This is a genomic window from Rhodococcus rhodochrous (genome assembly GCF_014854695.1).
Classification (GTDB): domain Bacteria; phylum Actinomycetota; class Actinomycetes; order Mycobacteriales; family Mycobacteriaceae; genus Rhodococcus.
Map to the genome: position 1 here is coordinate 4,936,468 of NZ_CP027557.1, position 24,472 is coordinate 4,960,939.

General features: G+C 65.8%; 17 protein-coding genes and 1 pseudogene. 3 read left to right on the plus strand and 15 right to left on the minus strand.

The features are described 5' to 3' along the window. Positions 1-40: 40 nt before the first annotated feature. The 7 genes and pseudogenes from C6Y44_RS22520 to C6Y44_RS22550 all read right to left on the minus strand — a co-directional run bounded on the left by C6Y44_RS22520 (position 41) and on the right by C6Y44_RS22550 (position 6,932). Complete coding sequence (locus C6Y44_RS22520) at positions 41-1,498, minus strand: aldehyde dehydrogenase (RefSeq protein WP_159417375.1); 1,458 nt, start codon at positions 1,496-1,498, stop codon at positions 41-43. 18 nt (positions 1,499-1,516) lie between these two features. Next, positions 1,517-2,710, minus strand: a complete 1,194-nt coding sequence (locus C6Y44_RS22525) for a thiolase C-terminal domain-containing protein (RefSeq protein ID WP_159417374.1) — start codon at positions 2,708-2,710, stop codon at positions 1,517-1,519. Beyond that, positions 2,707-3,162 carry a Zn-ribbon domain-containing OB-fold protein gene (locus C6Y44_RS22530; protein ID WP_016692452.1) on the minus strand — a complete coding sequence of 152 codons (456 nt, stop codon included), beginning with the start codon at positions 3,160-3,162 and terminating at the stop codon, positions 2,707-2,709. Before C6Y44_RS22530 ends, C6Y44_RS22525 begins: the two co-directional genes overlap by 4 nt. Beyond that, positions 3,159-3,476, minus strand: coding sequence for a hypothetical protein (locus tag C6Y44_RS22535; protein ID WP_016692451.1), 318 nt, complete (start codon positions 3,474-3,476; stop codon positions 3,159-3,161). Before C6Y44_RS22535 ends, C6Y44_RS22530 begins: the two co-directional genes overlap by 4 nt. A gap of 84 nt (positions 3,477-3,560) precedes the next feature. Continuing rightward, a pseudogene (locus C6Y44_RS22540) lies at positions 3,561-5,042 on the minus strand (acetyl-CoA acetyltransferase). Next, positions 5,039-6,076: an LLM class F420-dependent oxidoreductase gene (locus tag C6Y44_RS22545; RefSeq protein WP_159417373.1), complete on the minus strand. Its 1,038-nt coding sequence runs from the start codon at positions 6,074-6,076 to the stop codon at positions 5,039-5,041. Before C6Y44_RS22545 ends, C6Y44_RS22540 begins: the two are co-directional and overlap by 4 nt. A gap of 40 nt (positions 6,077-6,116) precedes the next feature. Next, complete coding sequence (locus C6Y44_RS22550) at positions 6,117-6,932, minus strand: enoyl-CoA hydratase/isomerase family protein (RefSeq protein ID WP_159417372.1); 816 nt, start codon at positions 6,930-6,932, stop codon at positions 6,117-6,119. A 92-nt stretch (positions 6,933-7,024) separates the two neighbouring features. On the opposite strand from C6Y44_RS22550, the gene C6Y44_RS22555 reads away from it, so the two are divergent. The 3 genes from C6Y44_RS22555 to C6Y44_RS22565 all read left to right on the plus strand — a co-directional run bounded on the left by C6Y44_RS22555 (position 7,025) and on the right by C6Y44_RS22565 (position 11,459). Next, positions 7,025-7,867: a glucose 1-dehydrogenase gene (locus tag C6Y44_RS22555; RefSeq protein ID WP_016692447.1), complete on the plus strand. Its 843-nt coding sequence runs from the start codon at positions 7,025-7,027 to the stop codon at positions 7,865-7,867. Between the two features lie 4 nt (positions 7,868-7,871). Next, positions 7,872-10,010: a molybdopterin-containing oxidoreductase family protein gene (locus C6Y44_RS22560; RefSeq protein ID WP_016692446.1), complete on the plus strand. Its 2,139-nt coding sequence runs from the start codon at positions 7,872-7,874 to the stop codon at positions 10,008-10,010. 87 nt (positions 10,011-10,097) lie between these two features. After that, positions 10,098-11,459 carry an MFS transporter gene (locus C6Y44_RS22565; RefSeq protein ID WP_159417371.1) on the plus strand — a complete coding sequence of 454 codons (1,362 nt, stop codon included), beginning with the start codon at positions 10,098-10,100 and terminating at the stop codon, positions 11,457-11,459. Positions 11,460-11,563: 104 nt separating this feature from the next. Here C6Y44_RS22565 and C6Y44_RS22570 read toward each other — a convergent pair whose 3' ends face one another. From C6Y44_RS22570 to C6Y44_RS22605, 8 genes are all read right to left on the minus strand, one after another. Continuing rightward, complete coding sequence (locus tag C6Y44_RS22570) at positions 11,564-12,304, minus strand: SDR family oxidoreductase (RefSeq protein WP_159417370.1); 741 nt, start codon at positions 12,302-12,304, stop codon at positions 11,564-11,566. An 8-nt stretch (positions 12,305-12,312) separates the two neighbouring features. Beyond that, positions 12,313-13,836 carry a class I adenylate-forming enzyme family protein gene (locus C6Y44_RS22575; RefSeq protein WP_159417369.1) on the minus strand — a complete coding sequence of 508 codons (1,524 nt, stop codon included), beginning with the start codon at positions 13,834-13,836 and terminating at the stop codon, positions 12,313-12,315. A gap of 91 nt (positions 13,837-13,927) precedes the next feature. Next, positions 13,928-15,562, minus strand: coding sequence for a 4Fe-4S binding protein (locus C6Y44_RS22580; protein ID WP_159417368.1), 1,635 nt, complete (start codon positions 15,560-15,562; stop codon positions 13,928-13,930). Next, on the minus strand, positions 15,559-16,791 hold the full coding sequence (locus C6Y44_RS22585) for a 3-hydroxyacyl-CoA dehydrogenase family protein (RefSeq protein ID WP_159417367.1): 1,233 nt from the start codon (positions 16,789-16,791) through the stop codon (positions 15,559-15,561). The genes C6Y44_RS22580 and C6Y44_RS22585 overlap by 4 nt, the downstream gene beginning before the upstream one ends. Then, positions 16,788-19,025 (minus strand): molybdopterin-dependent oxidoreductase, encoded by a 2,238-nt coding sequence (locus C6Y44_RS22590; protein ID WP_159417366.1) that lies wholly within the window; start codon positions 19,023-19,025, stop codon positions 16,788-16,790. Before C6Y44_RS22590 ends, C6Y44_RS22585 begins: the two co-directional genes overlap by 4 nt. Next, on the minus strand, positions 19,015-21,135 hold the full coding sequence (locus tag C6Y44_RS22595; RefSeq protein WP_192378589.1) for a molybdopterin-containing oxidoreductase family protein: 2,121 nt from the start codon (positions 21,133-21,135) through the stop codon (positions 19,015-19,017). The genes C6Y44_RS22590 and C6Y44_RS22595 overlap by 11 nt, the downstream gene beginning before the upstream one ends. A gap of 188 nt (positions 21,136-21,323) precedes the next feature. Next, on the minus strand, positions 21,324-22,703 hold the full coding sequence (locus C6Y44_RS22600; protein WP_159417364.1) for an MFS transporter: 1,380 nt from the start codon (positions 22,701-22,703) through the stop codon (positions 21,324-21,326). Positions 22,704-22,735: 32 nt separating this feature from the next. After that, on the minus strand, positions 22,736-24,298 hold the full coding sequence (locus C6Y44_RS22605) for a class I adenylate-forming enzyme family protein (protein WP_026061177.1): 1,563 nt from the start codon (positions 24,296-24,298) through the stop codon (positions 22,736-22,738). Between the last annotated feature and the right edge of the window lie 174 nt (positions 24,299-24,472).

The window sequence follows — 24,472 nt, forward strand, 5'->3', positions numbered from 1 at the left end:
CAAACCTTGTGTGCTCGCGATGAGGCCGAGCCGAAACCGATCAGCGGGTTCCGAAGTAGACGGACTTCGTGGCGAAGTACGGAGTCAGTCCCTCCGGGCCGAGTTCCCGGCCCAGACCCGAGGACTTGACGCCTCCGAACGGCGCGTCGAGGTCCAGCGCGTAGTAGTTCACTCCGACGGTTCCGCTGTGGATGCGTGCGGCGAGCTCGAGACCGTGCTGTTCGTCCGTGGTCCATACCGTGCCGCCGAGTCCGTACTCGGAGTCGTTTGCGATCGCGACCGCTTCGTCCTCCCCGTCGTACGGCGTGACGGTGAGCACCGGGCCGAAGATCTCCTCCTGCGCGATACGTGCCGAGTTGTCGACATCGGCGAACACGGTCGGTTCGACGAACCACCCGAGCGCCTGGGAAGCCGGTGTGCCTCCCCCGGTGGTGATCCGGTAGCCGTCGGCACGACCGGATTCGATGTAGCCCAGTACCCGGTCGCGCTGCGCGGCCGACACCAGCGGACCGACATGGGTGTTCTTGTCGAGTGGATCGCCGACGGTCAACGCCCGTACCGTCTCGGTGACCGCCTCGACCACCTCGTCGTAGCGCGAGCGCGGTGCGAGGATGCGGGTGCTCGCGTGGCATGTCTGGCCGTTGTTCACGAGCGACACCTCGAGGAGGTTTTTCGCGAACACGTCGAGGTCGGCCTGTTCGGTGACGAGGGCCGCGGACTTACCGCCGAGTTCCAGGGTCACCGGACGAAGCAAGCGTCCGCACACCTCACCGATCGCGCGACCCGCAGCGGTGGATCCCGTGAATGCGACCTTGTCGACGCCCGGGTGCTCCACGAGATATGCGCTGGTCTCCCGGCCTGCGGGCACAACATTGACGACCCCGGCCGGCAGTCCTGCTTCCAGAGCGGCCTCGGCGAACGCGAACGCGTCGAGGGCGGTCTCGGGTGCGGGCTTGAGCACCACGGTGCATCCCGCGGCCAGTGCGGGCGCCAACTTCATCGCAGCGAGCGGCTGCGGGTAGTTCCACGGCGTGATGGCCGCGACGACACCGACCGGTTCGCGGCGCACGACGGTGCGACCACCGAAAGCGCTCGGGCGCACGTCCTCCGGGGTGGTGTCTCGGATCAGGCCTGCATAGTAGGAGAGCATTGCCGCAGGACCGAAGCCGTTCACTCCGTTCGACAGTGCGATCGGCATGCCGTTCTCACGGCTGACGAGCTGCGCGGTCTCGCGACCACGAGACTTCAGGGCCTTGGCGAAGGCGTCGAGGAGATCGGCGCGTTCGGTGTTCGTCAGCGCCCTCCAGGGGCCGGAAAGTGCACTGCGCGCAGCAGCCACCGCCGCGTCGATGTCCGGCTCCGACGCCAGCGCCGCGGTACCGATCACCTTTTCGGTTGCTGCCTCGACGACGTCCGTCGTGGCACCGGATTGCGGAGCCACCCATCGGCCACCGATGAAGAGCTCGTTACGGTTCAGGTCGTTCGTGTTGTTGTCCATGCCGTGCCTTCCGCGGGTCTACAGGGTGTCTTCGTGCCCGAACAGCACCGAGCTGACCAGTGGTGCCATGGGCCCGCCGATGAACAGCGAGGTCTTTGCGCCGACCACGGGGTTGGTCGAGGTTCCGCGAATCTGCCGAACCGCCTCGACAGCGAGGTTCAGACCGTTGATGAACGAGTCGGCGAGGTTGCCGCCACTGGTGTTGATCGGCAGTTTCCCGCTCGGCGCCGTGAGGTTGTCGACGGTCATGAACGTGCCCGCGGCCTCACCGGGAGGGCAGAGTCCGTGGTCGATCAACGCAGCGACGGCCGGTCCGCTGAAGTTCTCGTAGACCTGGACGACGTCGACGTCGTCCGGCCCGAGACCGGCTGCCGACCAAAGCCTTTCGGCGACTCCTGGTTTGCCGTTGTTGGCCGGACCGAACCCGGCGCTCATGTACTGCTCGTCGAGATCGTTGTCGATCAGCTCGGAGTATCCGCCCGGGGCTCCTTGCGCCCCGGCCAGCAGATAGGCCGGATCGGGACGCAGCGACTTGGCCCGTTCCGCCGAGACGAGCACGAGCGCCACGGCGCCGTCGCTCTCACGCGAGCAGTCGAACAGGTGGAAGGGCTCCGCGATCAGGCGCGAGTTCTCGTACGTCTCCTCGTCGAGGGGTCGTCCGTATCCTTGCGCGGTCGGGTTGTTCTGCGCATGCCGGTACGACGCGAGGACGAGTGACCGCATCGCCGAGCGCGGCACACCGCCGTGTTCGAGCATCCGCTGCGTCCGCATCGCGCAGATCTGTGCGGGTGACCCGATTCCGTGCGCGAGGAAGTGACTGCCGTAGTGGTACTTCGCGTAACCCAGCCGGCCTGTGTCCTCCTGCGACATCGCCCGGTACACCACGACGCATTCGGCCTGTCCGGTGGCGATCGCCACGGCCGCGTTGGTGATGGCGGCTGCGACGCTGCCGCCTCCCCCACCCCACATCATGTTCGACCAGCGCAGTTCGTCGATCAACAGGGCACCGCCGATGATGGCGCCGTCGTTGGGGCCACCCGCATAGGAGACGAAGCCGTCGATCTCACGAGGATCGATGCCCGCATCCGCACAGGCCTCGAGGATCACTTCCAAGGTCATGCGCTTCTCGCTGTGCGGGGCCTCGCCGCGGCGGTAGTGCTGTTCGGCGACTCCGACGACGGCGGCTGCCCCGCGCATGATGTCGGCCCTCATCGGTCTTCTCCTTCGGAAATCGCGCCGGCGCGACGCCAGCGCAGGAGCGGCCAGGCAGAACCGTCGACGCGCTCGAAGCTGCCGACCACACGGTCGCCGATCGCGGGATCGGCTTCGATGTCGTCGTTGAGGATTCCCAGAACCCGGCGGCCACCGGCGTGCGGCAGTTCGACGAGCACGGTCACGTAGGGGAGGTTGTTCGCGTACTCCTCCATGTACGGGTACCAACTGCGATTCCAGCTGTAGACGGTGCCGGCCGGTTCGACGGTCTCCCATCCGATGTCGAAGCTGTGGCAGTGCCCGCAGATCGCCTGCGGGCCCCAGATCCACGTGCGGCAGGATGTGCACCGTTGCAGTCGCAACTCGCCGGCGACGAGGCCGTCCCAGTACTGCTGGTCGAGTCCGTCGGGGGCGGGGCCCCACGGGGCCGACACGGGTTCGGTCGCGGTCATCGCTGTGCCCCCTCTTCGGGCGAGAAGTTCTCCAACCTCGCTGCCAGCCAACGGCCGTCGTGCAGCTCCCAGATGGAACGCAGCCCGATCGAACGGTCGCTCATGTCGTAGACGGTTTCGCCGATCATGAGGTCGCCGTCCGCGCGAACATTCTTGATCGCGTAGCTCTTCGGTGCTTCACGCGGAGTGTCCACGCCTTCGAAGACCTGCGGAAGGTTCTCTCGGACCATGTCGGCGAGTGCCGCCTTCATGTCTCCGCTCGCCACATGACCGACGTGTTGCTCGTACAGGGCACGGAAGTCCTCGACCGTCATTGCATACTCCTCGTTCGCCGGACGCCGCTCGCGCGCCCCATCACTTGCACTTAACCTTATTGCGTTAGATTACTGCCGTCAACGTCACACGAGACGGAACTGACCGTCGGACGTAATTTCGACGCGTTGACCTGCGATGTCGTCGTCCACGAGCCGTGTCAGATCGTCGCCGGCAACAGTCGTGGCGAGCGTGCGTTCTCCGGTCCCAGTGCGGGCGGCGAGGAAGCCGCGCTCCGGTTCACCGTCGCGGTTGTAGACGACCGTCCACGACTCCGCCGTGGCCGGCCCGTCGTACGAAACCAGTGCCGTCGTACGCGGCTCTGAGTCGACCTCGGCCTGCACGTCCATCCGCCGGAAGCCATCGGCCGGAGGCTCGGTGGAGTACACCCCCATCGCATGCTTCGTGAGATAACCGCTGTTCGCGGTGACCAGCCCGAACGAGCCGGGGGTGTCGCGCAGTCGCGTCATCATCGTCGCGATCGAATGCCCGACATAGTTGTTCCACGGGCCACCACCGAAGGTCAGACCACCGGTGACGGTGAGCGGTCGCGCCGGATCGTCGAGCGCGAGCCCGAGTTCGTTCGCCGCGACCTGCACTGCCGACGGAAAACAGGAGTAGACGTCGACATACTCGACCCGGTCGAGTCCGATGCCTGCGAGTTCGAGTGCCCTCGCGCCCGCGATGCGGATCGCCGGCGAGCGGTCGAGCGCGGCCCGTTCGGCGATCGCAAAGGTATCGTGCGACTCGGTGCCGGAATGCGGAAATACCCAGCGTTCCCGCGGAATTCCCAAACGGGTCGCCGTTTCCACCGAGCACATCAGAAGAGCCGAACCCTGATCGACCATGTTGTTCGAGTTCAGCAACTTCGTATAGGGCGTCGAGATCATCCGGTTGTCGGGTGACGGCGTCGCGATCTCCTCGGCCGTGTACTCGCGTTGCACCCACGCGTTCGGATTCTTCGCCGCGACCGCACTGAAGCGCGCCCACAGTCCACCGATGAAGTCCTGGTGCTCCGCGAGCGAACGTCCCGCCGACACACGCAGCGCCTGCTCGAAGAGAGGGTAGACGTACGAAGGGCGGTCGAGGCCGATGCGGCGTTCGCTCTCCGCCGCCATGGGCACATCGGTGACCATGATCTCTGCGGTGGGAACCGACTCGTCCTGAACCGTCCAGTCCGGACGCAACTTCCGAGCCCGCATCTTCGTCCGGGTCCGTCAGGCTTCTGCGCCACCGATGAGCACCACATCGGCCCGACCTGCCGCGATGTCCTCGGCCGCACCGTTGACGAAGACCTGCGGGGTGCTGCCACCGTTGCCGGAATATCCGGTGTGCCGGACGGTTGCGCCGATGCGCTCACCGACGAGGGCACCCGGGTCGCGGTAGCGCCACGACAACAGGCCGACCACACGCACCGAATTGACGAGTTCGAGCAGTTTCGCCGCCCCGGCGTCGTCTGCCGCGACACGGGCTGCCCGCACGATCAGATCGACCGGTTCCACGCCTCCGTCACGCTCGTCGACCTGGCCACACCCGACCAGAATGGGCATTCTCGGGTCCAGGTTCACGATTGCACCGCCTCCAGAATCCGTTCCCTGTTCTCGGGCTTCGGCCATCCACCCAGGATGAGGGTGGTGAGACAGGTGGGCTTCCACTTGGTTTCGATTTCCTCGATGATCTTGTCGGCGGGGCCGACGAGGGCTACGTCCTCGACCATCTCGGTCGGCACGGCCTGCGCTGCGAGGTCGGGCCGTCCACTCAGATAGAGCTCCTGGATCTCGGCGCAGGCGTCACCCCAGCCCATCCGCACGAACACATCGTTGTGGAAGTTGGCGCCCTTCGCGCCCATACCGCCCGCGTACAGCGCGACCGTCGGTTTCAGCCGCGCGGCGGCCTTCTCCACGTCGTCGTTCTCGACCAGCCAGCACACGTTCGCGATCTCGAAATCGTCCTGGGTGCGCCGCGCGCCTTCTCGCGCGAATCCGTCCGCGAGAGCGGCACGGTAGAACTCGTCGCTTTTGGGCGAGAACCACAGCGGGGTCCAGCCGTCGGCGATCTCCGCCGCCAGCGCCACGTTCTTCGGACCCTCGGCTCCCATGTAGATCGGAATGTCGCTGCGGAGCGGGTGGACGATCGACTTGAGCGGCTTCCCCAGACCCGTGCCGCCCTGGACGGGCAGCTGGTAATGCCGTCCCGAATAGGTGACCGGCTCTTCACGAGCCCACACCTTGCGCATGATCTCGATGTACTCGCGCGTTCGTTCGAGAGGTCGCGGATAGGGCTGCCCGTACCAACCCTCGACGACCTGCGGGCCGGACGCCCCGATTCCGAGAATCACGCGTCCCCCGCTCAGATGATCGAGGGTGAGGGCCGCCATCGCCAATGTGGTGGGCGGCCGCGCGGAGATCTGGCATACCGATGTCCCGAGCTTGATGTTCGATGTGCGGGCGCCCCACCAGGCCAGCGGAGTGAGCGCATCGGACCCGTACGTTTCTGCGGTCCAGAAGCTGTCGACTCCGAGTTCTTCTGCCTCGGTGAGGATTCGCTCGACGTGCCGGGGCGGGCCGGAGCCCCAGTAGCCGGCAGCAACTCCTACTTTCATACGAACCTCATCGTTTCCTGCGGTGTCCTCGGGTGGGCGGTCAGTGGTTCCGGAATTCGGGGGGCCGCTTCTCGAGGAACGAGACGACGGCCTCCTTGTGGTCGCGCGTGAGCGAGCTCAGGATCTGGGTGCGGTTCTCGAGATCGATCGCTGCTCGCATACTGGGTGTTTCGAGGTTCGACCACATGACCTCCTTGGTCATCCAGACCCCGAACGGGCTGTTCTGCGCGATCGCCTCGGCGGTGTCCAATGCGGTATCGAGCAGGGTGTCGGCGGGCTCCACGGACGAGACGAGCCCGATGCGTTCGGCCTCGGCTGCGTCGATGGACCGGCCGGTGAGCATGATCTGAGCTGCGCGGGAGAAGCCGATCATCCGGGGCAGCAGCCAACTCATTCCGATGTCGCAGTTGGACAGGCCCCGCCGAATGAATGCGGCGTGGAAGACCGCTTTTTCCGAGGCGATGCGGATATCCGCCATGAGCGCCAGCGACATACCGCCGCCGGCTGCCGCGCCGTCGACCGCCGCGATGATCGGGGCGCGGGTACTACGGAATGCGTCGACCAGCCCGGCGATGTGCTTCTGCACTCTCAAGCCGAGTTGGGCGCGACCTTCCCCTTCTGTCGTCCCTTCGGGTGTTCCGTATCCGCGCAGGTCCAGCCCTGCGCAGAAGGCCCGACCCTCGCCGGTGAGGACGATCGCGCGGGTTGTGGAGTCGTCTCGAACCTCGTCGAGGACCCCGTGCAGTGCCTCGATGAGGTCGACGTTCATCGCGTTGAGCTCGTTCGGGCGGTTGAGCCGGATCAAGAGAATTCCCGGCCGCGGACGTTCGGTCAGGATCGGTGTTTCATCGGCCATGTGACTCTCCCGGATGTGACGGACTCGACACACGCAGGCTAATGACTTTAGATTAAAAGCTCAAGGATCCACCACGACCGAAGGAGTCGACGATGACCGATCTCGAAGGCAAGGTTGCGGTGGTGACAGGAGCCGCCAGCGGTATCGGCGCGGCTACGGCGCGTGTCTTCGCTCAGCGCGGAGCCCACGTCGTCGTCGCGGACATCGACGAGAAACGGGGCCGGAACGTAGCCGCCGAACTCGGCCGGCGAGGCGTCTACCTGCATACCGACGTCCGCGAGGAGTCCGATGTGGCCGCAGCCGTCGCACTTGCCGTAGAGCAGTTCGGGCGACTGGACTGCATGATCAACAATGCGGGCCGCGTGGGCGCCTGGACTTTCCTCGAGGACACATCGCTCGAGGAATGGGAGGACGGCTTTGCGGTACTTTCACGCAGCGCATTTCTCGGAACGAAGCACGCCGCTCGCGTCATGCGCGACCAGGGCTCGGGCAGCATCGTCAACGTGTCGAGCGTTGCCGGTATCCGGACCGGTTTCGGCCCCCACCCCTACAGCGCAGCAAAGGCTGCCGTTCTCCAGCTCACGCGTACCGCGGCGGTGGAGCTCGCCGAGTTCCGCATACGCGTCAACGCGCTGATCCCCGGTGGTGTCGCCACACGGATCGTCGGCCACGGCGCCGGACTCGAGGACGAAGCGCTCGACCGCAGTGTCGACGCCGTTCGACGGAGCCTCACGAAGTTCCAGCCCATTCCGAGGGCCGGGGAACCCGACGACCTCGCCCATGCCGCAGCTTTCCTCGCCTCCGACGATTCCGAATTCGTCACCGGCCAGACGCTCGGAGTGGACGGGGGCCTCGCCCTGGGCAAGAAGTGGCCCTCGAACTACCGGGCGGAAGCACAGGCCGCTTCGACCCGTGTCATGGTCGAGGACAGTTGACCCGATGACCGAGCATCGGGTCCACACGTTCTGCCGTCTCTGCGAACCGGCGTGTGGACTCGTCGCCACGGTCCGGAACGGCGCGGTCGGCAACCTGCAAACCGACCCGGATCATCCGATACACAAGGGATTCTCGTGCCACAAGGGCGTGCATTTCCTCGAGATCCATCGCGACCCGGACCGGCTCGACCGCCCGCTCAGGCGCGTCAACCCGCGGAGCGAGGAGGTCGGTGAATTCGTCGCCGTCGACTGGGACGACGCCGTACGGGACATCGCAGACCGCCTGCGCGATATCCGGCAGCGTCACGGGCGCAATGCACTCGCCGTCTATCAGGGAAACCCCTCCGCGTTCAACGGCACCTACTACGCCAATGCAGCAGCGCTGGCGCGTGGCTTCGACACGAGGATGCGGTTCAGCGCGGGGACCCAGGACACATCCGCCAAGTACGCGGCCAGCGAGGCGATCTACGGAGCGTCGATGGCGCATCCGATCCCCGATCTGCTGCACACCGATTACTTCCTCTGCCTCGGTAGCAATCCTCTCGTCTCGCACATGACCCTGATGCACATCTCGAACCCCATGGCCAAGATCAGGGCGATCAAGAAGCGCGGAGGGAAGACTCTGTTCGTCAATCCCCGGCGCATCGAGTCGTCCGGGCCGGATACGGGCGAGGTGTTGCTCATCAAACCCGATTCCGATTTCTACTTTCTCGCCGCGATCCTCCACGAGATCGTCTTCCGCATCGGATACGACCGCGCCGAAGTCGAGAAACACGCACGGAACATCGACGATCTGGTGGAGTTCGTCGGCAGATATTCCGCCGAACACGTGAGTGCGGCCACCGGGATAGCGGCCGACGACATCAGGCAGGTCGCCGACGACTTCTGCGCTGCACCTACCGCCGGCATCTACATGGCGACCGGAGTCAATCAGGGACGTCAGGGCGCCCTCGCGTACTGGATGCTCAACATGATCAGCCTGTTCTCCGGCAATCTCGGGAGGCGCGGAGGAAACATCTACTCGCGCGGTATGAGCGACGTCGTACAGAACTCGAAGCGCAAACGGGAGGATCCCTTCTTCGAGGGCAGCCTGGGCGAGGTTCGCACCGTCAGCGGCGACCTTCCCGCGGCCAGACTCGCCGAGTACATCGAGAACGAGAAGGATCCGATCCGGGCCCTGATCGTGATCTCCGGCAATCCACTGCTGTCGGTGAGCGGGGAAGAACGTATGCGGGCCGCGATGGCCGGCATGGAGTTGATCGTGACGATCGACCTGTATCGCACGGTGACCGGGGAGATCTCGGACTACGTACTTCCTGCCACGGATTGGCTCGAGCACGAGGATGTCAATTTCCTCAACACCATGGGCGTGGCCATGGAACCGTACGTCCAGTACACCCCGGCCGTCGTACCGCCCAAGGGCGACCGCCGCGACGACTGGTGGATTCTCGCCCGCATCCAGCAGGAAATGGGAGTCCGGACGTTGCTCGACGATCCGGAACCGGCGCCGCTCGCCAACGCGGACGCCGCGATGCGCGAGGCCGGCCTCAGCATCGAACGGTTGAAGCAACTACCGTGCCAGACGGCGGTCCTGCCCGAGGCCGTCCCGTCACACGTCTTCACCATCGCCGTGCAACACGACGACGGCCTGATCGATTGCTGCCCTCCGGTGTTCCGGCGTGCGTACCGCACCGCAGAAGACATCCTGGACGAATTGTCCGGCGAGAGCGCCGATCAACTCAAGTTGATCACGCGTCGCACCCATTACATGCTCAACAGCTGGCTCCACAATTCTTCCGTCCTGAAACAGTCTTTGCATCAGGACAATCCACTGTGGATGCATCCCGACGATGCAACCCGGCGCGATCTGGCCGAGGGCGACGAAGTAAGGGTCTCGAATCGCTACGGTTCCGTGGACGCGACACTGGCATTCGACGAGGGCCTCAAGCCCGGAGTGGTCGCGATGACCCATGGATGGGGTCAGAAGACCGCACGCAGTCTTCGGACGGCAAGTCGACATCCGGGCACGAACGTGAACAGACTTTCCCCGGTGGGCGAGGCCGGGTACGACATCCTCAGCAACCAATCACACCTCACGGGGATCAACGTGGAAGTCACCCGTAGGGCACATCCCTTCACGTAGACAAACCTAACGTCTATAGCTTAATGTGGTGTACCTCACCGAATATCCGGGCATTCGCCCACCTCCTCCCCACACATGAGGTTCAGCATGACCGAACGTACGAACACGGCTGCAAGCCTTCCACCGAATGCTTCCGCCGGACGATCCCCCGCAGAATCACGACGAGCAGGTCGAGCAGCCTTCATCGGAACCCTGCTCGAGTACTACGATTTCAGCCTCTATGCGTCCGCTGCATCAGTGGTTTTCGCAAGCGTGTTCTTCTCGGGCTCGAGCGCCTTCCTCGGAACACTCCAAGCGGTAGCGACCTTCGCCGTCGGCTTCCTCGTCCGCCCGATCGGTGGAGTCATCCTCGGAAGTCTCGGAGATCGCATCGGGCGTAAGAAGATCCTGGTCTTCACGATGCTGCTGATGGGCGGCGCAACCCTCCTGGTCGGACTTCTGCCCAGCTACGCCCAGATCGGCTGGGTCGCACCGCTTCTCCTCGTGCTTCTGCGTGTTCTGCAAGGCATCGGCGCCAGTGGCGAATACGGCGGCGCAGCACTGGTCGCGGTCGAATTCGCCCCCTCCAAGAAGCGCGGCCTGCTCGGCTCGCTGCCCGGCATGGGCGCGGCGCTCGGTGGCGTGCTCGGCTCGCTGTCCCTGCTCCTGGTCTCCGCGGTGATGTCGCAAGAGAGCTTCCTCAGCTGGGGCTGGCGTATCCCGTTCCTGTTCAGCGTCGTCATCCTCGCCTACGGCCTCTGGCTGCGCCGGACGCTGCCGGAAACCCCGGCGTTCGAGAAGGCCCAGAAGACGGAAACACTGACGAAGACGCCGATCCGCGACGTTATCCGGCAGCAGCCGGGCGCCCTGATCGCCGTACTCGTGATGACCATCGGCCAGACCGGTATCGGCTACTTCTACATCGTCTTCATGGGTACCTTCGGCACCAACCAACTCGGCTTCGGAGGCACGGAAGTGCTCGTCGGCCTGATCGCCGCCCAGCTCACCAACGCCGTCCTCATCCCGCTCTTCGGCTCGCTGTCGGACCGTGTCGGACGACAGCCGGTGATCATCTTCGGCTTCCTCTACAGCGCCGTCTTCGCGTGGGCCGGCATGGCCATGCTCTCGGGCATGGATACGCCACCGCTGATGTTCTGGCTGGTCATGGCGATGGGCAACGGTATCGGCGTTGCGGCGATCTTCGGTCCCATGGGCGCATACGTCATCGAACTGTTCCGCACCCAGCACGCCTACACCGGACTCGGCCTGGGCCGTGAGGGTGGAAACGCCATCGGCGCGGCGGTCGTCCCCGTCATTGCCGTGGCGCTGGCGTTCGACGACACCACCGTGTGGCTCAGCCTCCTGATCTGCGTGGTCTCGCTGCTCGGCTTCGCGGGCACCGTTCTGGCCGGCCGCCGAACGGCATCCGACACCGAGGCAACCGAGGCCAAGACACCGGTCTCCGCATAGCACTCGGGATCCACACGCATCGAGACCGGGGTTGTTTGCGAAAGTTCCCTACTTTTCGCAAACAACCCCGGTCTCGTTCGTGCGGAACGCCTTACGAACTGGGATCAGACCCCGACGGGGCCGCCACGCCAGACGCCGATCTCCTCACCGGAGACGTCGGCCGCGTAATCGGAGACGAGGAAGGACACCGTCGACGCGATGGACTCGGGAGGGATCGAAGGCCAGTGCTTGGTCAGCGCCTCGACCCCCGCTTCCCCACCGCTGGAGACGATGTCGGTCGCTACGAATCCCGGCATCACACAGTTGACGGTGATTCCGCGCCGTGCGACCTCGAGTGCCATCGACTTCGTCATGCCGACCAGCCCGGCCTTGGCGGCGGCGTAAGCGCTCATGCCCGGGGCCGGACGGCGACCACCGGAGGGGCTGTTGACGAACACCACCCGACCCCAGCCTGCTTCGTACATTGCGGGTAGGGCGAAGTGCGTGCAGTAGAACGCGCCGTTGAGGTTGACGGCGATGACTTCGTCGAAGTCCGCCGGAGACTGCTTCCTGGCCGCGCCGGCCTTGTTCATACCGGCGTTGTTCACGAGAACCGTCGGCGCCCCGAGCCGGGCGGTGGTGTCGGCTATGAGACGCTCGGCGTCCTCGACGACCGAGACGTCCGCCTGGATCGCAACTGCCTGCCCACCGTCGGCGACGATCTTCGCCGCGACCTCCTCGGCATCGCGGGCACTGCGTGAATAGTTCACTGCGACAGCAAATCCGTCTGCCGCGAGCTGATGCGAGACGGCCGCGCCGATACCTCGGCCGCCTCCCGTAACCACAGCCACCTTGTTCGACGTCATCGTCGGTGTCACCTGACCTTCTCGTAGTTGTCCGGCACATTCGCGAAGGCGTCACGCAGTTGACGCTTCGCGATCTTGCCACTGGGCATGCGGGGCAGCGGCTCGTCCATGAACACGACGTAGCGCGGCACCTTGTAGTCGGCGAGTTGCTCGTTGCAGAAATCCACGATCTCGGATTCCTTCATCTCGGTCGTCGCTCGTACCAGAGCCGCCGGCGTCTCGCCGAACTTGGCGTCGGGCACGCTGATCACCGCGACCTCCTCGACGCCCGGTATCCGGTTGATGACCGTTTCGATTTCGGCCGGGGAGATGTTCAGGCCGCCCGAGATGATCATGTCCTTGAGCCTGTCGACGTAGGTGAGGTACCCGTTCTCGTCGAGCTTGCCGAGGTCGCCCGTGTAGAGCCAGCCGTCGCGGAGCGCCTCCTTCGTCGCAGCTTCGTTGCGCCAGTATCCGGGCATCATGCCGGGTCCGCGCAGCAGGATCTGGCCGGTTTCGTTGGGCGGGAGATTGTTTCCGTCCGGGTCCACGACCCGGATCTTGGTGAAGATGCCGCCGTATCCGCACTTGTCGGGGTGTTCTGCGGCTTCGTCACGCGGCATGGCGGTTGCCGAGCCGCCGATCTCGGTCTGGCCGTAGATCTGCCGCAGAGCCACCCCCTGGGCCTGCCACTTTCGGAGGAGGTCGACGGGGACCCGGGCTCCGCCGACATGAGCGGTGACCATGTGGCTCAGATCGGATTCGGTGAAACCGGGTGCCTTGGCGATCTGCTCGAACAGAATCGGGGGGCCGGTCAGAGTGTTGGCCTTGTCCTCGTTCAGAACACGCAGAGCTTCGACGGGGTCGAATCCGGGCTGGAGGAACAGTGTTCCGCCGTGCAGGACGACCCGCGAGATGCCCCAGATGATCCCTGCCGCGGAGAACAACGGCAGTACGAGCAACGGCCGGAGTCCGTTCGGCTGGATGGGCTCCATGAGGTGCCACTCGTGCATCTCACCGGCGATCGTCGCGTGCGTGAAGATCACGCCCTTGGGGTTGCCGGTGGTGCCGCTCGTGAACACGATGGCGGTGGGATCGCCCATCTCCACGATCGGGGTGGGGAATCGTGTGTGAGCACCTTCCCGGAGCGGACGGACGTCTTTCTCGAACACCGCGATCGCGAAGGTGTTTCGCTCCTGCTGAACTTCTTCGAGGCGGGACAGCAGCGCTTCGTCGCAGACGACGACGGTCGGCTCGCAATCGTCCACGAGGGTGACGAGTTCACGGGCGAGCATGCGCTGGTTGAGACCGACGGCGATGGCCCCGACCTTCATGGCGGCGAGCGCAGCCACGGCCCATTCGAGACTGTTGACGCCGAGGAGGGCGACTCGGTCGCCTCGCGTCACGCCCCGCGACGCGAGGTCGTGGGCCACGCCGTCGGCCCAGGTGGACAGTTCGGCGTAGGTCACGACATCACCGGCGAAGTCGATCGCGGGGAGGTCGGGCTTCGACCTGGCCCAGTAGGTCAGCGCGTCTACAACGGTGCCGCTCATGATGCCTCCATGGATATAGGTGATCGAGTGCGGACCTCCACACCGGTGAGGCGCAGGTCACATCCGCGCTGTTAAATCTAAAGCCTGTTGTTTATCGAGGCAAGCCCGAAATGTCGCCGGCGTCCCGCGCGACCGCCAGCATCGCGTCGATCTCCACCAACTTGTGCCGCGCGCGGCCCTGACGACGCCCCTCGAGTCGTTCGTGCCTGTCGATCCGCTTCCACCCGTCGAAGTCGATCACCTCCGGGCAGCGCGACCTCACGACCTCCGCCAACTCGTCCGCGGTGCCGGCCGGGTCGCGAAGCCGGTTCTGCGCAAAATCCGCGACGATGGTCTCGACGGTCTCCGCGGCGCAGTATCGGTTGGTGCCGATCACGCCGGTCGGCCCCCGTTTGATCCACCCCGCGACATACGCGCCCTGCACGGGACGGCCCTCGGCAGGATCGATCACGCGCCCCTCCACGTTCGGGACCGTGCCGCGTTCGTCGTCGAACGGCAGGCCGGGCACAGGTCTCCCCCGGTAGCCCACCGAACGCAGGACCATCGCCGCGTCGAGATCCTCCGCGGGCCCGTCTCCGGCGAAAGGCGCGATTCTCAGGCCCTCGACTCGGCCGTCCCCGAGAATCTCGACCGGCGAGCCGTGGAAGCGCAGGACGATTCGCCGGTGACCGGGCCGCGGCGGGCGCTGTGCGTACTCGGCCAGCGTCCGTAACTTGATCGGCGCATCGGCGGGAGTCTCGTACCCACCGTGCACGGTCACGTCGACCTCCGGCAGTGAGCCCAGCGCGAGAAGTTCCGGGGTCGTGAAAGCGGCGTGCTCGGGGCCGCGCCGGCCGAGCACGACCACCTCCTCGACGGCACTCTTGCGCAACGCGTTCAGCGCGTGCTCGGCAAGATCTCCGGGTACGAGATGGTCGGGGTCCCGCGCGAGGATGCGTGCCACGTCCAGAGCGACATTGCCGTTGCCGACGACCACCACCCGTCGACCGGACAGGTCGAACGTGCGGTCGGCGAATTCCGGATGCCCGTTATACCAGGCGACGAATTCGCGGGCCGCGACGCTACCTGGCAGATCCTCCCCGGGAATTCCGAGTTTCCGGTCGTCGGATGCTCCGCTCGCGTGGACGACCGCATGGTGGTGAGTGAGCAGTTCCTCGATACCGATGTCCCGTCCGATCTCCACCCCGAAGAACGCCCGGAAACCTTCCCGGCCACCGGTGCGGGAGAACAGGCGGTCGACTGCCTTGGTGGTCTGATGGTCCGGGGCCACCCCGAAGCGGACGAGCCCACCGGCGACCGGCAACCGTTCGAACATCGACACCTCGACGTCCACGTCGCGTCTCTTCAGCAACTCCTCCGCGGCATAGAACGCCGACGGGCCGGAACCGACGATCGCCACCCGCAGGGTCCCGGAGCGTTCGACGACCCGGGTGGGCTCCGGGGCCACCTCGGTGGGGCCGGACACGGACGGATTACCGAGGAAGTACGCCGCGTTCAGATCCCTGTAGATCTCCGTTTCCGGAGTGAGATCGCTGTCGGGAACGATCGCGTCCACCGGGCACACGTCGGCGCAGGCTCCACAGTCGATGCACGTGTCGGGATCGATATAGAGCATCTCGGTGCGCGCGTACTGCGCTTCGTCGGGTGTCGGGTGGATACAGTTCACCGGGCACACGGCGACACACGTGGCGTCGTTGCAGCAGGCCTGAGTGACTACGTACGTCATGAGTTCTCCGATCGATCGCGAAGCGCTGGATCCTGGTTCGGGAGACGGAAGCGGTCGCCGTAGCGGTCGGCGAGTCGGCCCGCGCGATCCGCGAAACTTCGGGCTCCACCCGAATACGAATGCCGGAACGACGCGACCCCACCCGTATGGGCGGGAAACCCGATGCCCAGAACGGATCCGGTGTCTGCGTCGGCGTCGGAGGTGACGACGCCTTCGTCGAGGCACCGGCATGCCTCGACGACCTGAGCGAACAGCAGACGGTCGCGCATGTCGTCGACCGGGATGTCCTTCACCGGTCCGAATGCCTCGCGCAACCCGCTCCACAGCCCGAGCCGTGTGCCGTCGTCGTCGTAGTCGTAGAAACCGCGGCCCGCGGCTCGTCCGCCGCGGTCGTGAGCATCGATCATGTGGTCGCGCACCCTGTCCGCCTCGTGGGCCCGCCACGTGCCGCCGGACGATTCGACGGCGGCACGCTGCTCCCGTTGCACCGAACGGTTGAGGGTCAGCGAGATCTCGTCGAGAAGTTGCAGCGGGGGAACCGGATATCCCGCATCCTTCGCCGCATCTTCGACGAGGCCCGGGTCGATTCCGGCACCGACGGCGATCAGCGCTTCGTCGAGATATCGCTCCATGACGCGGCTCGTGAAGAACCCCCGGCTGTCGCGCACGACGATGGGTGTCTTTCCGAGCAGCCGCGCATACTCCAGAGCGGACGACAAGGTCTTTTCGGATGTGCGCGTACCGACGATCGTCTCCACCAGCCGCATCCGGTCGACCGGCGAGAAGAAGTGCATGCCGACGAACGTCTCCGGGCGCGACAACGTGGACGCGAGGGTCGTGATCGGCAGCGTCGACGTCGTCGATGCGAGCACGGTGCCGGGCTCGGTGACCGCTTCGATCGTCTGCAGAACCTGCTGTTTGACGGCGACGTTCTCGGCCACGGCTTCGACCACCAACGCGGAGGGGCCGAGGTCCGAGAGGCGTTCGGTGATCTCGATGCGATCGAGCAAAGCTCGTGACGAGGCAACGTCGGTGGTTCCCGAGTCGAGTGCACGCGCCTCACGTCGTTCTGCGTAGTGCCGGCCCCGTCGTGCGCCTTGCAGGGTGCGTGCGACGAGCACGACTTCCGCCCCCGCCCGCGCACACGTGTAGGCGATGGCCGACCCCATCATTCCGGCTCCGACCACCCCGACCGTCGTGCCCTTCAAGGTGTCACTGCGCGCGTTCACCGGGGGCCTGCTTCCGCTCGCTCGACATCGACGGGTATGCCGTTGAAGATCGGGGCGCCGGTGAGGGGTTCGACCACCGAATCATCTACCAGTGCATTGACATTGGAACCCGGGGCGGACGCGGCCCTCGTGATTCCCAGCCCGTCCCCCTGGTGGCCCCAGCCGTGTGGCAGGCTCACGACCCCCGGGCGTACTTCCGCGGTGATACGCACTTCGCCGAGAATCGATCCCGTCTTCGACGTGATGCGTACTGTGTCGCCGTCCACCAGGCCACGTTCACGAGCGTCGGCGTCGTTGACGAACAATGCGCACTGTCCGCTGTCCGGTTGGGGCAGCGCGTTGTGGAGCCAGGAGTTCATGCCGCGACGTTGTCGCCGGTTGATCAGCAACAGTTCGGGCACCGGCTGTTCCAGGGCCGCGCGCACGCGGGGGATATCGACGGTCAGCCGGTCCGGCACGAGGTCGATCCGGCCGTTCGGTGTGCGCAGAACCTCCGGGATCCGCGGTTGCATCGGCCCGTAGTCGATACCTTCCGGGTGCCGTTCGAGCAGCTCGAGCGTGAGTCCGTCGGGCACGGCACCGAACCGATCGCCGTAGGGGCCGCTGCGTAACCGGAGATCGAGGAGTCGCTCGGGGCCGGTACGTGCCGATACCGAAGCGGCCACGTGTTCGGGTTCGCACGCAGCCAGTTTCGCTGCCCGGCGGATCGCGGTGGCGGCCACCTCGTCGTCGAGTTCGGAGATGGGGCGTCCCGGTTCGCCACGGACGATCGCGGTGAGCCTGAGCAGGATCTGCCATTCCGGCATCTCCCCGGGGCCGGGTTCGAGCAGCGGCGCCGAATACCGGGCCACGTTGCGGACCTGGAAGTGGGTCAGCGCGAGGTCGTGGTGTCCGCGCGTGGTCAGCGGAGGAGGAGGGAGAACGACGTCGGCGTAGCGGGTGGTCTCGTTGAGGTACCCGTCGATGCAGACCATGAACTCGAGGTCGGCCAGCGCCGTCTCGACGGCACGGCTGTTGGGCACCGACCGGGCCGGATTACCGGAGATGGTGATCAGTGCCCGGACCTGGCCGGGCCCCGGGGTGAGGATCTCCTCGGCGAAGCACACAGCGGGGATCTCCCCCATCGCCTCCGGCATATCGCGTACACGTGAGCGCCAGCGGTCGAACACGAGGGGCGCCTTCGGATTTGCCGGCCACGTGGTGGGTCCACCTGCCGGCGGGGTCGGGAACATCGCCCCACCGGGCCGGTCGAGATTCCCCGTGACGATGTTGAGAACCTCGACCATCCAGTTCGCCACCGAACCGAATTCCTGGGTGCACGAACCCATCCGGGAATGCGCCACCGCCGCCGGAGCGGCGGCGAAATCACGTGCGACCTGCCGGATCAGCCCGGCGTCCAGACCGCACGTGTCGGCCACCGCTTCGGGCGTGAACGGCGCTGCGAGCCGAAGCACGTCCTCCACGCCGTCCACGTGATCGGCCAACCGTCCGAGTGCTGCAAGGTTTTCCTCCGCGATCACGGAGACGAGCGCGAGCAGGAACAGAGCGTCGGTACCCGGACGGATCGGCAGGTGCAGGTCGGCGACCTCGGCGGTGCGGGTTCGCGCCGGGTCCACCACGACCAGCGTGCCGCCACGCTCGCGCAGCGCCTCCAGGCGCTTGCCGATTCCCGGCGCCGTGATGGTACTGCCGTTGGACACGAGCGGGTTGGATCCCAGAATCAGCAGGTACGACGTCCGGTCGATGTCCGGAATCGCCATCCCCAGCCCAGTGCCGTAGAGCAGCGTGTTGACGAAGTTCTTCGGGAGCGTGTCGATGCTCGCCGGTGAGTACACGTTCCGTGTTCCGATGGCCGCGATCAACGGCAGGGTGTACAGGGACGGGTCGAGGTGATGTGCGGCCGGATTCCCGGAATACACTGCGCAACTGGTCGGATCACGCGCGACGATCGGCGGTAGCCGTCTTTCGATCTCCGCGAACGCCTCGTCCCAGGAGGCCGTGCGGAAGCCGTCTCCGTCCCGTATCAGCGGAGTGCGTACGACGTCCGGATCGTTCTCCAGCGCAGCAAGACCCACTCCCTTGGCGCAGCTGTGTCCCGCGCTGAACACGTCGTCGGGATTCGCGCGCACCGATGTCACGGTGCGTCCGTCCAGTTCGAAGAGCAGCCCGCACGTCGCCTCGCAGAGCGGGCAGATGCGTGGTTTCACCGTACGGGCCGAGGTCTCAGTGGGCACCGGCCACCTCCCGCTCGAGTGCTACCGGCACGGCGGTCATCGTCGGCATCACGTTGATGTGCTGCACGTCGTCGTAGCCGGTGAGATCGTTGACATTGCTGCCGTCCAGTCGTGGATCCGCGTCGGAGTCGGAACCGCCCCAGCAGTGGGTCATCGAGACGGTGCCGGGCGCCACGGTGCGATCGGCGTGCACGACCGCCCGTATCTGCCCTCGGCGCGAACGAACGCGCACGATGTCGCCGTGGGCCACGCCGAACCTTTCCAGATCCCGCGGATGGACGTGGGCAGGGTTGTAGCCGTAGCGCGCAAGACCAGGGATGTCTCGTCCGAGCGAGTTCATGAGCTCGCGGGCGCGGCGGACCGTCAGCGCGAGCGGAAATGCGGCGACGGAATTCCTTTCCTGCAGTGCCGCATCGATTTCCGCGGCCACGTCGTCGGGGCACAGAGCGAGACGATGGTGCGCTCCACCCTCGTTCGGTGGTTCGACGATCTTCTCCACCCGTGGCGCACGTACTCCGCGACGTGCCGAGGTCAGCTCGTCGAACGGGATCCGGCCGCGCTCGGCGAACATCTCGAGTAGTTCCTCGGAGGTCGGGGGCACCGCCGGATCCAGGACCCGCCCCGCGAACTTGGGCCGCTGCCCCGATGCGACGGTCAGCCGGTAGAAGAATTCCCAGTCCTCGACGACACCCGGGGGTGGCTCGACCAACCGCGGGGTGTACTGCGCGAACGGCTCGGAGAAGAAGAACTCCATGAGCAGCGTGTGGTCGGGGCGCTCGTACACCATGGTGGGGGCGATGACGTAGTCGGCGAGTCGCGCGGTGTTGGACATTCTCGTGTCGATACACACCAGCAGGTCGAGTTCCCGCAGGGCACGCTCGGCCTTCTCGCGGTCCGGGAGGGCCCGGGCCGGGTTACCCCCCGACACCACGAGCGCCCGGATCCGGTCGGGGCCCGGCTCGAGGATCTCGTCGGCCAGAATTCCGGACGGCAGTTCGCCGTTCATCGTGCCGACTCCGCCGATCCGACTGCGGAAACCCGATTCCCAGCTGCGATAGGGAGGACGAACTTCGGCCTTCAGCGGCACACTCCGTGCGAGCACGTTGCGCTCGGGCACGGTCTCACCTTCTCGAAGGTAACGTCCGCACACGACGTTCAGGCAGGCGACGAGGTGCTCCGCGACGTTCGAGTGCGGTCCCATGCACACGCCGGTTCCGGTCGTCGCCATTCCGCGGGGCCCTTCCGCGAACATCCGCGCCGCGCGGATCACGTCGGCGGCAGGAACACCGGTCGACGCCGCCGTCCGTTCCGGCGTCGCAGGTGCCACCCTCGCCGCGAGTACGTCGAGCTGTTCGACGAATCGGTCGCAGAACTCCCGGTCGTGAAGTCCTTCGGAGAGGATCACATTCAGCATTCCTGCGAACAGGGCGGCGTCGGTTCCGGGCCGGGGACGTAAGTGGAGATCGGCTCGCGCGGCGGTTTCCGTGAGACGCGGGTCGACGACGATCAGTTTCAGTCCGCGTTCCCGGGCACGCCGGATCGTCACGGAGGGATTTCCGGTGATCGCTCCGTCGCCGTCTCCACCGTTGAGGGAGACCATCGGGTTGGTGCCGGCCAGCAACCACACGTCGGCGGTATCGAAGGTTTGCCGTCCGCCGAGGTACTGGCCCATGCGCGCTTGGACGATCCACTTCGCCGACTGGTCGATCGTCATCGTGGAGAAGAGTTTGTGCGATCCGGTGGTGCGGAACCAGGCGCGGGCCATCGGCCCGGTCAGCGCCGCGAAGTTCTGCTGGGTGCCCATGAAGAGTCCGAGAGCGTCGGCGCCGTGTTCGCCGGTGATCGCTGTGAGTTTCTCGGCGATCTCGGTGACGGCGTCGTCGATCGAGATCGGTTCGTAGTCGCCCGAGGGGGTGCGGCGCATGGATGTGGTGAGCCGGTCGGCGCCGTGAAGGAAGTCGCCGCCGCGGCGCCCTTTCGGGCACGTGTAGCCACCCGAGAGCGGGTGCAATCCGTCGCCGGTGATTCCGAGGATCCGATTCTCCTCGACCTCCACGCGCACGCCGCAGGAGGCGGGGCACAGGCGGCAGTAGGACAACTTCACCGGCACTCGTCTTCTCCATCCACTATTCGGCGAAGGGGGCGAACCTGGGGGTGTGACCCGCGACACCGACTGACCCCTAATCTAATAGCAGTAGTTAAAAGTCGCAAGACGAGCCGCGCAGGCTCGGCCGAACGCAGCACAGGGCCGCTTGTCACCGACGACTTCGGCGACGAACAGCCCTGTGCTGCACAAAACTACCGGATCGACGCGCCGACTCGGGAAGAGACCGAACTCGCGTGACCGGAGGCAGCCGATGCGCGACGCTGCCGGATCGCCATAATGCCGAGCGTCACGACAGCCAGTAGCGTCGGCACGATCGTCAGAAGGAAAATGCTCCGTGCACCGAGTCCCGCCGCGATGAGCAGCGCACCGACTGCAGGACCGGCAATCGAACCGATGCGTCCGATACCCATAGCCCAGCCGACACCGGTCGCGCGGACCGAGACGGGGTACACCGTGGCTGCGATCGCGATGATGCCCGCGGAACTGCCCGACATGCCGAATCCTACGAAGAACACCGTTACCAGAAGCAACCACCCGCTGCCCAAAAGCATCGCGACCAGGCCTGTGCACACTGCTCCGAGCGTGTAACCGGCCATCACCACCACGAAACCGTTACCGATCCGGTCGGTGATTCGTCCGAAGGTCAGCGCACCGGTCATCCCGCCGAGATTGAACAGGGAAGCGGCGAGCAAGGCGGTCGAGGCACTCTGCCCACCTTCACCGAACAGCGTCGGCATCCAACTGAGCAGGAAGTAGATGACCAGGAAGTTGATGACGAACACGCCCCACAACAGAACCGTGTCGACGCCGCGGCCCCCTTGGAACAGCGCACCGACGGACGACTTCGACGCGGTGGCCGGTTCCTGCGCGAACCGGGCCGTTGCCGGAACCTTCTCGTCGGGCGCAATCTGCCCCATGATGTCCGCCGCCTTCCCCGTCTGCCCTCGGGCGACGAGGAACTTGACAGATTCCGGCAACCATCGAATCGACACAGCGACGAGAACCAACGGCAACAGACCGCCGAGAAGGAACAGCGACTGCCATCCGAACCTCGGAATGAGAAATGCTGCGCAAAAGCCGCCGACGAATCCGCCGAGAGACATGCCGGCAACTGTCACGGTCACCATCGTGGCCCGGGTACGGGCCGGACTGTATTCACTGACCATCGCAACAAGGTTGGGTGTCACTCCGCCGAGCCCGAGACCTGCGATCACCCGCAGGACGATCAACGCTCCCATCGACGTCACGAATGCAGTGGCCAAGGTGAACACCGAGAAGACGACGGTGCATACGATGATGATCCTGCGGCGGCCGTAACGGTCCGCGAGAGACCCGAAGACCAGGCTGCCCACGACCATTGCGCCGGTACTCAGGGCCAGTGCGAGCCCGAACGACGCCGGTTCGATCCTCCAGTCCTCGGACATCGCAGGGATCACGAATCCGATGAGCTGTGCGTCGACACCGTCGAGGATCGCAAGACCGAGACACAGGGCCAGTACACGCTTCTGAAGAGACGACAGAGCAGATCTATCGATGAGTTCGACGATGTCCACATCACGAATGTTGTTCACGTTGCAGGCCCTCTCGGAGCGGGGAAACCGACTCAGGAAGCGAAGTGCTCGTCGGCAGTCTTCATATCCCGGGGCACCGGGATCGCATCTGCCGGCGGCGCCTGGAACCGCTCACGCAGAACCGTCTTCGCGAGCTTGCCCGAGAACGTCCGGGGCAGGGGTTCGTCCAGCGCGACCGCGTGCATCGGCCGTTTGAACTTGGCGAGATTCTCACTCGCGACCGCGGTGATGTCGTGCACGATCTCGTGCGCGGGCCGGGAACTGTGGAAGACGACCATCGGCACCTCCCCCCAGCGGTCGTCCTCGACTCCGATCACCGCGAGGTCGACCAGGCCGTCGATACCGTGCAGGGCCTTCTCGATCTCGGCGGGATATACGTTCAGCCCACCGGAGATGAGCATGTCCTTGCTGCGGTCGACGACCTTGAGGTACCCGCCCCCGTCCTGCAGACCGAGGTCTCCCGTGCGCAGCCATCCGTCGACGAGGGTCTCGGCCGTAGCCTCGGGCTTGTTCCAGTACTCCCGCATGACGTGCTCGCCGCGTACCAGGATCTCGCCGACCTCGTCGGGCCCGGCGAAGCCGCCGTCGGTCCCGGCAATCCGCAGCTCGGTTCCCGCAAGCGCGAGACCGGCGAAGCCCGGACGGATCCGCGCGTCCTCGTAGTTCAGGGTCGACGCCATGCCCGACGCTTCCGTCAGCCCGTAGGCCTGGGTCATCGGCACCCCCCGGCTGTTGTAGAAGTCGAGGAGATCGAGACTGATGGGCGCGCCGCCCGCACCGGCGAAGGTGAACTGTGCCAGCTTGCGCCTACCGAAGTCGGGTAGCTGCGTCATGCGCTCCCAGATCACGGGGACAGTGGTGGTCGCGGTGATCTGCTCGCGCTCGAAGGTGTCGAGCGCGATCTCCGGGTCGAACTCGCGGAGCAGCACCATCGTCGAACCGGGCAGTACCACGAGCTGCATGAAGATCGAGAGAACGGAACCGGTGTAGACCAGCGGTGCGGAGCACATGACGCGGTCCTTGCCGGAGATACCGTGACCGAGGACCTGAGCGATGCCGGGAGCGAGGGCATTACGGTGGGTGATCAACGCACCCTTCTGCACGCCCGTGGTGCCGGAGGTGTAACAGATGAACGCCGGGTCGGCGGGTGCGACATCGACGGACGGGGCCGCCCCCGGGTCGATCAGCTCCTCGTACCGGCGGTGGTCCGTTCCGCCGATCGCGAAGACCTCGAACTCCGTTTGCGTGGCGCCAACTTCGAGGAGCGGGGCAAGCTCGCTCTCCACCACGACCACCCGCGGGGCGGAGTCGACGAGCATCGGAGCGAGTTCCTTACCGACCAGACGGAAGTTCAGCGGGACGCTGATCGCGCCGAGCTTGAGGGTGGCAAGAATGACGTGCGCCAGTTCGGGTCGATTGAGCATCATGACGCCGACGCGATCGCCCTTGCGCACACCTCGTGCCGCGAGCCCTCGCGCCAATGCATCTGTGATCGCATCGACTTCGGTCCATGTCTGCGAGGTGTCGCCGAAGACGATCGCTTGCTGAGCGGGGCGGGTCTTGCCCCAGTACCGAACCAGATCGGGCAGATTCATCGTGATCTCCTCGTGCCGGCCGTGGCGGCGCACCCAGCTCTCACTCACGACCACGGAAAAGGCGCGGCCCGCTCCGGACCTGTCCGCCTGCCGAGGCGCCCGATCCGACGGAACGCCCCGTATTGCTGTACGACCACCGCGGGTGCGTCACACCCCACAAGGTGTGTGATCCCC